Raw genomic sequence first — 13423 nt, forward strand, 5'->3', positions numbered from 1 at the left:
TCGCCGCTCAGTGGGCGGCGAGGAGCTCGGCGATCTGGATGGTGTTCAGCGCAGCGCCCTTGCGGAGGTTGTCGTTGCTGACGAAGAGGATCAGGCCGTGCTCGACGGTGGTGTCGCGGCGGATACGTCCGACGTACGACGGGTCCTTGCCGGCGGCCATCAGCGGGGTGGGGACGTCGACCAGCTCCACGCCCGGCGCGGACGCGAGCAGCTCGGCCGCGCGCTCCGGCGTGATCGGCCGGGAGAACTCGGCGTTGATCGACAGCGAGTGGCCGGTGAAGACCGGCACGCGGACGCAGGTGCCGGCGACGGGGAGGTCGGGGAGCTCCAGGATCTTGCGGCTCTCGTTCCGCAGCTTCTGCTCCTCGTTCGTCTCGAACGACCCGTCGTCCACCAGCGACCCGGCCAGCGGCAGCACGTTGAACGCGACTGGGGCGGAGAACGACGAAGGCGGCGGGAACGACACCGCGGAGCCGTCGAACGTCAAAGCCGCGGCGGACGACGCACCCTTCTGTACCTGCTCCTCGAGCTCGGCCACGCCGGCGAGCCCAGTGCCGGACACGGCTTGGTACGTGCTCGCCACCAGCCGCTTCAGCCCGGCTTCGCGGTGCAGCGGCGCCAGCACCGGCATCGCGGCCATCGTGGTGCAGTTAGGGTTCGCGACGATGCCCTTGGGGATCGACGACAGCGCGTGCGGGTTGACCTCGGACACGACCAGCGGAACGTCCGGGTCCATCCGCCACGCGGACGAGTTGTCCACCACCACCGCGCCGGCGGCGGCGACCCGCGGCGCGAGCTCACGCGACGTCGAGGCGCCGGCGGAGAACAACGCGACGTCGAGGCCGGAGTAGTCAGCCGTCTCCGCGTCCTCGACGGTGATTTCGCGTCCAGCGAACGGCAGCGTCCGCCCCGCCGACCGCGCGGAGGCGAAGAACCGCACCTCCGAAGCCGGGAACGCACGCTCCACCAACAGCTGCCGCATCACCGCGCCGACCTGCCCGGTCGCTCCGATCACACCGATCCTCATGGCATCCAGTGTCCAGGGTGCGCGGCGGCGCGCCAACCGCGGGCTCGAGCTGTGGATGCGCTGTGGATGGCCGCCCGCCGATGTCGGTGCCAGCTGCCATCATGGTCCGCGACACGAAGCCACGACTGGCGGTTCATCGCATCCGCCATTATGTTCGAACCTGTCAAGGAAGCTCAAAGGGGTCGAGATGGACACGTCTGTCCGCGCCGCCCGGCGCGTCGGTACGGTCCGTCGACACGACTGGCGACAGTACGCGGGTCGCCGACAGTCGACGGCTCCACCACCCCTGCTCACCGCGCGGTGGGTCCCGCCCGGTGAGAGCGTCCGCGTGCACGGTCACGACCTGCCCGACGGGATGATCTTCGTCGGCCGCGCCGACACCAAGGAGCCCTCGTGCATCGACCCGGACCTCGCCGTCGGCGGGCCGGTCGACGACCGCAGGGACCTGGGCTTCTGGCCGTCGTACGAGACGATCACACCGGCCGAGCGCGCCGCCTACCTGCGCTGGCTCAGCGCTGGCCGCCGCACGCCTGACGTCTCGATCGGGTACGTCTTCCTGTTCTTCTACGGGCTCGAACGCCGCGTCGTCCAGGACCGCTACACCGACCAGGACGTCTGGGCCGAGGTCCCGCTGATCGAGAGCGAGGTGCGCGCGCTGCTGGAGGTGTACGGCGAGCAGCCGCCCTTCCGCCGGTACGCCACCGCGTTCCTCGACCTGCTGGAGCTCATCGCCGCGCCGAACCGCCCGAGCCCGGACGAGTTCGTCGTTCCCGAACGCGGCGAGCAACGCTGGCCGCCGCCGATGACGATCCGGCGCGCGCTGAGCGCGCACGTGGTGCACGGCCGCCCGATCCCCGCGGCCTGGGCGCTGGCCTGGGCCTGGCATGGCGCCGACGTCGACTGGGCCGCGCCCACCGCCCGCTGGGGCGAGTTCGAGGAGCACTTCGCCTCGCACTACCAGGAGCAGTACGGCGAAGGCCGCGTGCTGCGGCCGACCAAGCGACAGCTGCGCGTGAAGTACGAGCCGGCGAGCGAGGTCCTCGAGTCGACCGCGTTCCACCGCCGGGAGCTGCCCGAGGCGTTCGGCCGCGAGTCACGCCGCGAGCTCACCGAGTTCGTGCGGAGCACCATCGACGACTTCCAACCCTCGAGTCAGAGCACGACCTATGCGGCGGCCGTCGCGTTCGTGGAGCTAGCCATGGCACTGTCAGGCAAGGACGGGCTGGCCGACCTGGCCGCGGCCGCGTTGCGGCTGGACGAAGCCGAACGAGCCAAGCTCGACGCGCACATCCGTTCCCTGGCTGGCGATCTCGGCAAGGTGGGCGTGGCCGGCGGGCTCGCGGAGCTGTCCGCGACGCTGCGCGCCACGGTGGGCGAGCTGCTCATCCAGGCCGCGGCGACCGGCCGGCTGGTGCTGCCGAGGCAGATCTCGGAGCTGCTCGCGAGCTACACCCGGCTCGGGCTCGACCCGGCGACCGTTCCCCGCCTGCTGCAGGGCTCGCTCACCGGGCGACAGCACCCGACCGCGTGGAAGGTACAGAAGCCCGCGCGCGACCCTGTCGTCGTACGGAAGCGGGACTGGGCCAAGGACGACTACCTGCTGCCGAAGCCGGAGCACGTCGTCGTCCCGCGACCGCCGAAGAAGAAGCCCGCATACAAGCCGCTGGACACCGCGCTGATCCAGGCCAAGCTTGCCGAGACCGCGACCGTCTCCGCGTTGCTGCACGACATCTTCACCGAGGAACCAGAGCCGGAGCAGCCTGCCCCGCAGGCAGCCGCGCCGCCGACTGAGCCGGTCGCCTCAGTGGCAGGGCTCGACGCCGCGCACTCGGCCCTGCTCCGCGCGCTCGCCGCCCGCCCCACCTGGTCCAGGGACGAGTTCGACGGCCTCGCCGGTCAGCACGGGCTGCTGCCGGCCGGAGCGCTCGACGTCCTCAACGAAGCCGCCCTCGAGACCGCCGACGACCTCGTCCTGCTCGGCGACGACGACCTCGAGCTCGACCCCGACGTTTTGCAGGAGCTGCTCTCGTGACCGCGACCCAAGAGACCGCCCGCATCCGGCCGCGCGACCGCGACACGCTCGTGCAGGCGCTCCGCACCGGCGTTGTGCCCCGGACCGGCCAGCAACACATCCAGGTCGGGCGCGCCGCCGAGGTCAAGGCGCTCGTCGCCGACATCGCCCGCATCGACGATGGCGGCTCGACCGCCCGGTTCGTGATCGGCGAGTTCGGCTCGGGCAAGACGTTCTTCCTGCACCTCGTGCGCTCGATCGCCCTGCAGCAGAAGCTCGTCACCGTGCACGCCGACCTGTCGCCGGACCGACGGCTGCACGCGACGGGCGGCCAGGCGCGCAGCCTCTACACCGAGCTGATGCGCGCCATGGCGACCAGGGCCAAGCCGGACGGCGGCGCGATGGCCGCCGTCGTCGAACGGTTCGTCACCTCCGCGCTGACCGAAGCACGCGAACGCGACGAGCAGCCCGAGACCGTCATCCGCGAACGGCTCGCCGAGCTCACCGAACTGACCGGCGGCTACGACTTCGCCGAGGTCGTCGCCTCGTACTGGCGCGGCCACGACACCGGCGACGAGCAGCTCCGCGACGACGCTGTGCGCTGGCTGCGTGGCGAGTACTCGACCCGAACGGACGCGCGCAAGGCCCTCGGCGTCCGGACGATCGTCGACGACAGCAACTTCTACGACCAACTCAAGCTGCTCGCGAGGTTCATCCGACTGGCCGGGTACGGCGGCCTGCTGGTCTGCCTCGACGAGATGGTCAACCTCTACAAGCTGGCGAACACCCAAGCCCGCAACGCGAACTACGAGCAGCTGCTGCGCATCGTCAACGACAGCCTGCAGGGCACGGGAGGCGGGATCGGGTTCGTGTTCGGCGGCACCCCGGACTTCCTGCAGGACACCCGCCGCGGCCTGTTCAGCTACCCGGCGCTGCAGTCGCGGCTGGCCGAGAACACGTTCGCCACCGGCGGGCTCGTCGACCTCACCGGCCCGGTCGTGCGGCTGGCCAACCTCACGCCCGAGGACATGTACGTGCTGCTGGGCAAGCTCCGGCACGTCTTCGCGAGCGGCGACCCCGCGGCCTACCTGGTGCCGGACGACGGGCTGGAGTCGTACATGCGGCACTGTGCCGAGCGCATCGGCGACGCGTACTTCCGCACGCCCCGCAACACGATCAAGGGATTCCTCGACCTGCTCGCCGTGCTCGAGCAGAATCCGGGCAGCGACTGGAAGCAGCTCGTCGGCACGGTCGAGCTCGCCCCCGAGGTCGACACCGAGCTGGCGCCGCTGCCGGGCGCCGACGCAACCGCAGCCGATGATGACGACGATGGACTCGCCAGCTTCCGGCTCTGAGACCGCGGCGGTCTCGTCGGCGTTCGACCGGTTCGACCCGCGCGTCCAGAAGTGGATCTGGGACCAGGGCTGGCAGTCGCTGCGGAGCGCGCAGGAGCACGCAGCGGAGCCGATCATGGCGGGGGATCGGGACGTGATCGTCGCCGCCGCCACCGCGAGCGGCAAGACCGAAGCCGCTTGGCTGCCGATCTGTTCGGTGCTCGCGACCGCCCCACCCGAGACCGGCGTCAAGGCCCTCTACCTCAGCCCGCTCAAGGCCCTGATCAACGACCAGCACTCCCGCCTCGACCAACTCTGCGAGTACCTCGAGCTGCCCGTGCACCGCTGGCACGGCGACGTCGCGGGCTCGCAGAAGAAGCTCGTCCTCCGCAAGCCCGATGGCTTGCTGCTGATCACGCCGGAGTCGCTCGAGTCGCTTTTCGTCAACCAGGGCGAGAAGATGGGCAAGCTCTTCGGCGGGCTGCGGTACGTGGTGATCGACGAGCTGCACTCGTTCATCGGCACCGAACGAGGCGCCCAGCTCCGTTCGCTGCTGCACCGGCTCGAGCTCGCCACCCGCCACCAGGTCCCGCGGATCGCGCTGTCCGCGACGCTCGGCGACTTCGCCGCCGCGGCCGAGTACCTCCGACCGGGCGCCGGGGAGGACGTCGTCGTCATCGACGCCGCGGAGGAACGAGCCGAGCTGCGGCTCCAGCTGCGCGGCTACATCGCCGCCGATCCGATCAAGGCCGCTGCCGACCCGACCGGCGAGCTCGTCGACTGGGCGAAGGGCGCGATCGTCGACCACCTGTTCGCGACGTTGCGCGGCACCGACAACCTCGTCTTCACCAACGCCCGCGGCCTGGTCGAGACCTACACCGACCTGCTCGCGCGGCGGTGCGCCGACGCGAACCTGCCGAACGAGTTCCTCCCGCACCACGGCAACCTCTCCAAGGAGGTCCGCGAGCACGTCGAGGAGAGGCTGAAGGCGTCCGACACTCCGACGACCGCGATCTGCACGTCCACGTTGGAGATGGGCATCGACATCGGCTCGGCCGACTCCGTCGCCCAGATCGGCGCCCCGCTCGGCGTCTCCGTCCTCCGCCAACGACTCGGAAGGTCCGGTCGGCGCGGGCAGCCGGCCGTGCTCCGCTTGTACGTCAGCGAGAACCAGCTCGACGAACGCACCCCGCCCGCCGACGCCGTGCGCGCCGAGCTGATGCAGACGATCGCGATGGTCGATCTGCTGCTCGAACGCTGGTACGAGCCACCCGACCTGAAGAAGCTGCAGCTGTCGACGCTGCTCCAGCAGGTCCTCTCCGTCATCGCCCAGCGCGGCGGCGCCGACGCCGCGTCGATGTTCGACGCGCTGTGCGCGCGGGGACCGTTCCGGAACGTCGACCAGCCGATGTTCGTCGCGCTGCTCCGGGTGATGGGCCAGGCCGAGCTGGTCGCCCAGGCCGGCGACGGACTGCTGCTGCACGGCCAGGCAGGGGAGCGGCTGGTCAACCACTACAGCTTCTACACCGCGTTCACGACCGACGAGGAGTACAGGCTGGTCTCGCGCGGCCGCACGCTCGGCTCACTGCCGGTCGACTACCCGGTCTCGGTCGGCAGCCTGCTGATCTTCAGCGGTCGGCGCTGGCGGGTGCTCTCGGTCGAGACCGAGCAGAAGATCATCGACCTCGAGCCCGCGCGCGGTGGCAAGCCGCCGTCGTTCCCCGGCGTGGGCGCCGAGGTCGCCGACGAGGTCAGGCGGCGGATGCGCCAGTGGTACGAGAGCGACGACGTCCCGCCCTACCTCGACAAGATCGCCCAACGACTGTTGGACGAAGGTCGGTCGTCGTACAAGCGGCTGCTGTTGGCCCAGCAGCCGATCGTGTCCTGGGGACGTGACACCGTGCTGATGCCCTGGCGCGGCGACAAGATCATGAACACCCTCGCGGTCGTGCTCCGCCAGCACCACCTCGAGGTCGGTCAGGACGGTGTGGCGCTGACCGTCCGCCGCACCAACGCGTTCGGACTGTGGGAGCTGATCCGCGACCTCGCCGTCGACCGGCAGCCCGCCCCGCTCGTGCTCGCCGAGACCGTGGCGAACAAGGCGTCGGAGAAGCACGACCGGTTCCTCACCGAGGAGCTGCTGATCGCGTCGTACGCCGCCCGCAGCCTCGACGTGCCCGGTGCCTGGTCCGCGCTCGCCGAACTCGCCACCGCGCCGCGGCCGGAGTCAGAGGCGGAATGAGGGGTCGCCGGTCAGCGTCGCCGTGTCCATTTGCGCCTTCTGCAGCCGGCCTGAGTAGTCCCAGTTCACCGCCTGCCAACGGGTGAACTGGTCCAGCACCCACTGCCCGGACTGCCTGCTGCCGTTGCCGGATCGGCCGTTCCCACCGAACGGCAGATGCGCCTCGGCGCCGCTGGTGGAGTTGTTCACGCTGACCATCCCCGCGCCGATGCCGCGCCGGAACGTGAACACCTCTTGCGGATCCGTCGTGTAGATCGCCGCCGACAACCCGTAGCCGGGAGCGTTCGCCAGCTCGATCGCCTCGTCCAGTTGGGTGTACGTCGTGATGCCGACGAGCGGACCGAACGTCTCCTCGCCGAACACCTCGTCGTCCGGGCGCACGCCGTCCAGCACCACCGGGTGGTAGAACAGCCCCTCGCCCGGGTCGCCCACGAACCCCTCGCGCGGCGCATCGGTACCGATCCGACCCACCGCGCTCGACCCGAGCACGGTGTGATGCGGGCGAACCCAGTCGAGGAACTTCTCGTACCGGTGGGCGAAACGCTCGTCCAGCATCGGACCGTACAGCACGTCCTGCGTCGGATCTCCAATGACAGCGTGCGAAACGGCGTCGGCGTAGCGTCGGACGAACTCGGCGTGCACGGACTCGTGCACGATCACGGTGCCGAGCGACGTGCAGCGCTGGCCCGCCGTCCCGAACCCGGAGAACAACGCGCCTTCGACCGCCAGGTCCAGTGAAGCGTTCTCGGTGACCACCATCGGGTTCTTGCCGCCGAGCTCGAGGCATGGCGCCTGCAGGAAGCGTCCGCACAGCTCGCCGATCTTCGCCCCGACCTCGGTCGAGCCGGTGAAGCCGACCTTGTCCACCAGGCCTTGCGTGAGCGCTGTCTCGAGCCCGGCGAACGTGTTCGCGCCGTCGGCCTGCACGAGGTTGAGCACACCCGCCGGCAGGCCGGCGTGGGCGAAGAGCTCGTACAAGGCGTTCGCCGAAGCCGCCGCGTACTCGGCCGGCTTCCACACCACCGCGTTGCCGCAGAGCAGCGCGGGCACGAGGTACCAGGACGGGACCGCGACCGGGAAGTTGCCGGCGGTGATGATCGCCGCGACGCCGACCGGGTTGCGGAACGTGAACAGCTGCTTGTCCGGCATCTCCGACGGCACCGTCTGCCCGTACAACCGCCGGCCCTCGCCGAGGAAGAACGCGCACGTGTCCGCGATCTCCTGCACCTCACCGCGCGCCTCGGCCAGCGGCTTGCCGATCTCGCGGGTGACCAGCTGCGCCAGCGCCTCCGCGTTCTCCTCGACCAGGCGTCCGATCGCCGCGACGACCTGGCCGCGGACGGGAGCGGGCACGTCCGCCCAGGCGCGTTGCGCGGCACGGGCGGCCCGGCAGGCGTCGACGAACGTGTCGGACGAGCCGAGCTCGACGGTCGCGACGACCTCAGCCAGCCGGGAAGGGTTGGTCGACGTTGTCGTACGGCCGCCGGACACGGGCTGACCTGCGACGACGGAGGTCACGGTGGGGGTGGGCACGGGTCGTCCTCCCGGTGGGGTGCGAAAACCACTTGCGTTCGCCGCCGGTAGGCGGCATCGTCCATTGTTGACGCCGTCCGACTGCGCGTGCCCGCGCGTCGGCTCACTGAGAGGGAGGTGCGTTGTGGATAGGACTGTCGCCCGGATTGTGGCTGCCCACTTTCCATTGATCGCCATCTCCCGAGTCGCCGTCTGAGCTGACTTCCTCGGGAGACGAGAACTCCCAAGGAGTCCACCCGTGCGCAAGCGCGACCTCAATCATCTGATCGAGAACGAGAACCACCAGACCGACCTCGAAGCGCTGTACGAGCGCTTCGACGACGCTGACCTGCGGACCGAGGCGCGGACGCGTGCGTTCCGCGACGAGGACGAGAAGAGTCCGAACTCCCGGGGCCGCCTCACCGAAGAAGGCGTCGCCCAGCTGTTCCGCGAACGCGAGACCGAAGAGATCGACGACGGTCCGCCGTACGGCTACCGCTGGACGACCTGGGACGATCCGGACGCACAGCGCGGCCCCGAGCCGTATCCGGACTGGCTGATCACCCACCTCGGTGCCGTCGACGAACAGCACGGCATCCTCAAGACCGGCAAGGAAGCCGACGTCTTCCTGATCGAACGCTCCGTGCCGGACACCGACGACGGAATCCTGCTCGCGTCGAAGCGCTACCGCAGCGGTGACCACCGGATGTTCCACCGCGACGCCGGGTACCTCGAGGGCCGCCGGTCGCGGAAGTCGCGCGAACGTCGGGCGGTCGCCAACCGCAGCGCGTTCGGCCGCAACCTGATCGCCCAGCAGTGGGCGATCGCCGAGTTCGACGTGCTCGGCGAGCTGTGGAACGCGGGCGCTCCCGTGCCGTACCCGGTGCAACGGATCGGCACCGAGCTGCTGATGGAGTTCCTCGGCGACCGCGAGGGCGGCGCGGCTCCACGGCTTGCTCAGCTCCGGCCAGAACCGGACGAACTGGCCGAACTCTGGCGTCAGCTCGTCGAGGCGATGGCGCTGATGGGCCGGCTCGGCTACACCCACGGCGACCTTTCGGCGTTCAACCTGCTCGTGCACAACGGCACGTTGATGCTGATCGACCTGCCCCAGGTGGTCGACGTCATCGCCAACCCGCAGGGACATACGTTCCTGGAACGGGACGCGTCGAACATCTCGCACTGGTTCCAGGCCCGCGGGATGGCGCACGACCTGGCCGATCCGATGATGCTGATCGACCTGGTGCGTACGGAGGCCGGCATCTAGGGACTCAATAAGGATCCCCTCCGGACGCCACGCCAGACCAGGAGCGCGGTGAACATCCCCAAACGGCCTGGCGATGCCGGCAGTCGAGTCGCGGGTTTGCTCCTCAAATAATCGAACAGGTCGGTTCTCCACCAAGTCCCAGGAGCTTTGTCGGTCCGATGCGGCAGGATCGAGGCGTGGCTGAGCGCGAGGAGTACGCGGACGAGACGTTCGACGACGAGGACTGGTACGCCCGGGAGCTCGGCGACGCGTTGTTCGTCCGCTGCTCGTTCACCGAGGTCGACCTGACCGAGGCGCGGAGCAAGGGCGCGACGTTCGAGGAGTGCGAGTTCTCCCGCTGCAAGTTCAACGCGGCGGAGTTCTCGGCGACGGCGTTCGTGGGCTGTACGTTCCGGCGCACGTCGTTCTTCGGCGTGACGCTGGACGGCTGCAAGGTGTCGGGGAGCACGTTCGTCGAGTGCGTGCTCCGCCCGATCACCGTGCGCGGCGGGCAGTGGGTCGGCGCGGTCATGCGCGGGGCCGACCTGGCGAAGCAGACGTTCGCGGACGTGAAGCTCAGCGACGCGGACCTGTCGGAGGCGAACCTGTCCGAGGCCACGCTGCGCGGCTGCGACCTGTCGTTCGCGACGCTGCGGGGAACGGACCTCCGCAAAGCCGACCTTCGCGGCTGCACTCTCAGCGCGGTCGATCTTCGCAGCGCGATTCTGGGAGAAACGAAACTCGACCTTGCCGGCGCCGTCGCATTGGCGGAATCGCTCGGCGCGGTCGTCGACGTGGAATAGCGCGATAAATGCGCCAACAAAACACCGCACCGGTTAGAGGCACATGATCGAACCGGAAGAGCGTGAGCCCTCCGACCTCTCGCCGATCATGCACCTCTAACCGGTGCGGTCACTTCATGGAGTTTTGGGGCGGGCGCCGGCCGGGGCATTGCTGGGCATCCCGGCCGGCGCCACGTTTATGGGGTGGAGCCGGTTTACCAATCAAAGCTGGACGAAGCACCTGCGCCGGCCCGAACCGACAGTGGCAGCTCGTCACACATGATGATCTGGGTAAAGCCGTCGTGCCCGTGGATCGCGGTCACGTCGGCGAGTGACTCGTAGATGTTGATCGACGGTCGAGAACCATTCCACGCGAGGCTCACCTTGCCATTGGGATAAACCGTGCCCCACGCGACGACTCCCGTGCCCGAAACCCCGGTCGCATCGTGATGGCGATAAAGCTGAAATCGGCAAGGCATCGCAGTCGCGACGACTGGCATCGCTCGACCCTCCATGCTCGGTCATCTTCCAATGACCACCCGTTGGTGTCCTGGAGGCCGCCGCGCAGGGAATGGGCCGGGGTCTACGGCGGCCTCCAGGAGTTCCAACAGTGACAGCGGTGCTACGCTAAGTCAAGTAAATCTTCCATGGAATTTTGAGAAGTCCAGCTGGTCCTGAAGAACTGATCTCTCGGTTGTACTTGCTATGTCTGCCACAACGAGTCAGACTGGGGCCGGTTACGCTTCGAGGAGGACCGCATGCCCAGAGTGAGTGGGCCGACCATCTCGCGATGGCGACTGGGTGAAGAGCTCAGGAACCTGCGCCAGGAGGCCGGACTCACGTTCGCCGTGGTCGCTGAGGACCTCGGATGTTCCGAGTCGAAGATTCGGAAGATCGAGTCCGGCGACGTCGGCGTCGGCAAGGCCGAGTTCGAGCGCCTGCTCGAGCTCTACAAGGTCGAGCCCGACGACGATCTCCGGCACGCTCTCGCGGACCTGCAGAAGCTTGGTAAGTAACGCGGTTGGTGGGCGCAGTACGGCAGCGTGCCGTCGCACTGGGCCAACTACCTCGCCCTGGAATCCGAGGCGACGTCGTTGCGCATATTCGAACCGATGATCGTGCACGGCCTGCTGCAGACGGACGAGTACGCGTCAGCACTGGACGAGGCGATCACCGGCGGCACGCCGGCCGAGATGGAGCGCTTCCTGCGGATCCGGACCGACCGGAAGAAGCACGTATGGGAAAGCAACGACCCGCCCCGCATCTGGGTGATCCTCGACGAGGCGAGTCTCCGGCGGATGGTGGGTGGGCCTGATGTCATGCGTGCCCAGCTGTACCACCTCCTCAAAATGAAAGAGCTCTGCACGCTGCAGGTCGTCCCGTTCCAAGCAGGCGCGCACCCTGGCGCTCTTGGTGCGTTCACGATCTTCGACTTCGACGAGGAACAGCACTCGCCCGTGGTGTACGTCGAAGGTCAAGCGGGAAACCTTTACCTGGAGCGCAGTTCCGATTTGGACCGATGTAACCTCGCTTATAGCTATTTGACCGCGAGTGCACTAAGTCCTGCGGAAACAACCGGATTGATCTCCGCCATCATCAGAGAGATGGCGGCCCATGAAGAGAGGCAAGGATGAACATCGACCTGTCCCAGGCCGAGTGGCACAAGTCGGCCAAGTCGACCGCCACCGGCGGCTGCGTTGAGGTTGCGGACCTCGGTGCTCATGTCGCGGTGCGCGACTCGAAGAACCCCACCGGTCCCGCGCTGGTCTTCACCCCCCATGAGTGGGACTGCTTCCTGGACGGCGCTCGCAAGGGCGAGTTCGACCAGGTCTGACCGATTCGGTGGCGTAAGCCACCGTTAGGTCGAAATATCGTCATATAAAGGAGCCTCCCGGCACACGTCCGGGGGGCTCCTTTGTGTCCGGTTGTACGCGGGGCGTTCGTCCGTTGCGCTAGAGACGGTCGTGCACGGGGCCGAGCTTGGCGCGCGCGTACAGGTCGGCCCACTCCGCCGAGCCGTCGTCGACGCGGACGTCCATCTTCGCGCCGCGTTCCTGCACGGGGTGGTTCCCGGCGAGGAAGTCCGCCCAGGTCTGCGACATGTGCGCGTAGTGCACCGCCCGCCCGTGCGGCCACGAGACGGTGAGGAGGTGCCGGCGGCCGGGGAGCTCGTACGGCGGCTCCATCCGCAAGCGCTCCAGCGCCTCCTCGTCGACCTCGACACCGAGCCCCGGAGCGTCCGGCGCCTTCACGTACCCGTCGCGAATCGTCAACGGGTCAACAAGAAGATCATCGGAGTAGTTGTTCATCACGGTCACCGCGGGCCAGCGCGCGTGGCTCATCACCGAGCCGAGCTGCGCGACCATCGCCGTGGTGATGCCGGTGCCGACGAGCTGGATCCAGTAGTTCTTGCCGAACTCGGCGCTGATCGCGTTGTACCTGATCATCGCCTGGACGCCGACGTCCATCACGAACCCGTCGGTGGTCTCGTTCTTCAACACCGGAACGAGCGGATGCCCCTTGACGTGAACGGCCAACGGGCGCGCGACCTTCTCCCGCAGCTGCCGGTAGCCCTCGATGTCCGGGTGCGGGATCGGCGTCTCGTAGATCGCGATCTTCTCCATCGTGTCCAGCTCGCGGAGCACCGGTGTCGCCTCGCCGACGGACAGCAGCATGGAGTTCCAGTCGACGTCGAGCCGGTACTCCGGTGGCGTCGCGGCACTCACCTGCGCGACCTGCTCGTACACGTCGATCCACGGCCGCACCTTGAACTTGTGGAACGTGTAGCCGGCCGCGACCGCGTCGCGGGCCTCCTCGGCGAGCACCTCCGGAGGCATCTTGGTGTTCCACCAGGCGATCGGGCACCACTCGCGAACGCGCCGACCGATCAGCGCCGACGCGGGAACACCGTTCGCCTTGCCGACGAGGTCGTAGATCGCCATCTGCAACCCCGGGCCGAGTGAGTCGTCGGCGAGGAAGTCGGCGGGGTTGCCGCCCTTCACCCGAGCGACGGCCTCGTCGGTGACGTTTCCCCAGCCATAGTGGGGAAGTGTCTCGCCCCAGCCGGTGATGCCGGCGTCGGTGTGGACACGGATGACCTCGACCACACTCCAGTTCCACACCAGCAGGGCGTTCCACTCGTGGGCGCGCGGTGTAAACGGGACGTTGACAACGATCCGTTCGACCTCGGTGATCTTCAGGGCTGCCATGGCTTCGACGATAGCGATCTTGGCTTACGCACGTGGGGTTCGTGGCCGGACTCGGATAGC

The 13423-nt window shown here is 68.5% G+C and carries 12 protein-coding genes; 8 read left to right on the forward strand and 4 right to left on the reverse strand.

Annotated features, from left to right (window positions below):
* Nucleotides 1-7: 7 nt before the first annotated feature.
* Nucleotides 8-1027, reverse strand: coding sequence for an aspartate-semialdehyde dehydrogenase (locus JOD67_RS11120; protein ID WP_205117355.1), 1020 nt, complete (start codon nt 1025-1027; stop codon nt 8-10).
* A 187-nt stretch (nt 1028-1214) separates the two neighbouring features.
* Between JOD67_RS11120 and JOD67_RS11125 the strand changes: the two genes are divergently transcribed.
* Genes JOD67_RS11125 through JOD67_RS11135 form a run of 3 tightly spaced genes read left to right on the forward strand, consistent with a single transcriptional unit; the run spans nt 1215 to nt 6614 of the window.
* Nucleotides 1215-3059, forward strand: coding sequence for a TerB N- and C- terminal domain-containing protein (locus tag JOD67_RS11125; protein ID WP_205117356.1), 1845 nt, complete (start codon nt 1215-1217; stop codon nt 3057-3059).
* A complete protein-coding gene (locus tag JOD67_RS11130; protein ID WP_205117357.1) occupies nt 3056-4393 on the forward strand; it encodes an ATP-binding protein in 1338 nt (445 codons plus the stop codon). The genes JOD67_RS11125 and JOD67_RS11130 overlap by 4 nt, the downstream gene beginning before the upstream one ends.
* Entirely contained in the window at nt 4368-6614 is a 2247-nt protein-coding gene (locus JOD67_RS11135; RefSeq protein ID WP_205117358.1) for a DEAD/DEAH box helicase, read from the forward strand. The genes JOD67_RS11130 and JOD67_RS11135 overlap by 26 nt, the downstream gene beginning before the upstream one ends.
* On the opposite strand, the gene JOD67_RS11140 is transcribed toward JOD67_RS11135, so the two are convergent.
* Complete coding sequence (locus JOD67_RS11140) at nt 6600-8147, reverse strand: aldehyde dehydrogenase family protein (protein WP_307782356.1); 1548 nt, start codon at nt 8145-8147, stop codon at nt 6600-6602. The two genes, JOD67_RS11135 and JOD67_RS11140, sit on opposite strands and share 15 nt — an antisense overlap.
* Nucleotides 8148-8385: 238 nt before the next feature.
* On the opposite strand from JOD67_RS11140, the gene JOD67_RS11145 reads away from it, so the two are divergent.
* Both JOD67_RS11145 and JOD67_RS11150 read left to right on the forward strand, forming a co-directional pair.
* Nucleotides 8386-9393 carry a serine protein kinase RIO gene (locus tag JOD67_RS11145; RefSeq protein WP_205117360.1) on the forward strand — a complete coding sequence of 336 codons (1008 nt, stop codon included), beginning with the start codon at nt 8386-8388 and terminating at the stop codon, nt 9391-9393.
* 176 nt (nt 9394-9569) lie between these two features.
* A complete protein-coding gene (locus tag JOD67_RS11150; RefSeq protein WP_307782357.1) occupies nt 9570-10175 on the forward strand; it encodes a pentapeptide repeat-containing protein in 606 nt (201 codons plus the stop codon).
* A 194-nt stretch (nt 10176-10369) separates the two neighbouring features.
* Here JOD67_RS11150 and JOD67_RS11155 read toward each other — a convergent pair whose 3' ends face one another.
* The gene (locus JOD67_RS11155; RefSeq protein WP_205117362.1) at nt 10370-10654 is read right to left on the reverse strand and encodes a hypothetical protein; all 285 of its coding nucleotides are present in this window, start codon (nt 10652-10654) and stop codon (nt 10370-10372) included.
* A 258-nt stretch (nt 10655-10912) separates the two neighbouring features.
* On the opposite strand from JOD67_RS11155, the gene JOD67_RS11160 reads away from it, so the two are divergent.
* From JOD67_RS11160 to JOD67_RS11170, 3 genes are read left to right on the forward strand one after another with little or no spacing between them, the layout of a single operon-like run.
* Nucleotides 10913-11170 carry a helix-turn-helix domain-containing protein gene (locus JOD67_RS11160; RefSeq protein WP_205117363.1) on the forward strand — a complete coding sequence of 86 codons (258 nt, stop codon included), beginning with the start codon at nt 10913-10915 and terminating at the stop codon, nt 11168-11170.
* A 27-nt stretch (nt 11171-11197) separates the two neighbouring features.
* A complete protein-coding gene (locus JOD67_RS11165; protein ID WP_205117364.1) occupies nt 11198-11788 on the forward strand; it encodes a DUF5753 domain-containing protein in 591 nt (196 codons plus the stop codon).
* The gene (locus JOD67_RS11170) at nt 11785-11988 is read left to right on the forward strand and encodes a DUF397 domain-containing protein (RefSeq protein WP_205117365.1); all 204 of its coding nucleotides are present in this window, start codon (nt 11785-11787) and stop codon (nt 11986-11988) included. The genes JOD67_RS11165 and JOD67_RS11170 overlap by 4 nt, the downstream gene beginning before the upstream one ends.
* 118 nt (nt 11989-12106) lie before the next feature.
* Here JOD67_RS11170 and JOD67_RS11175 read toward each other — a convergent pair whose 3' ends face one another.
* Entirely contained in the window at nt 12107-13363 is a 1257-nt protein-coding gene (locus JOD67_RS11175) for a mandelate racemase/muconate lactonizing enzyme family protein (RefSeq protein WP_205117366.1), read from the reverse strand.
* Nucleotides 13364-13423 lie beyond the last annotated feature (60 nt).

Source organism: Tenggerimyces flavus, assembly GCF_016907715.1.
GTDB classification, from domain to species: Bacteria; Actinomycetota; Actinomycetes; order Propionibacteriales; family Actinopolymorphaceae; genus Tenggerimyces; species Tenggerimyces flavus.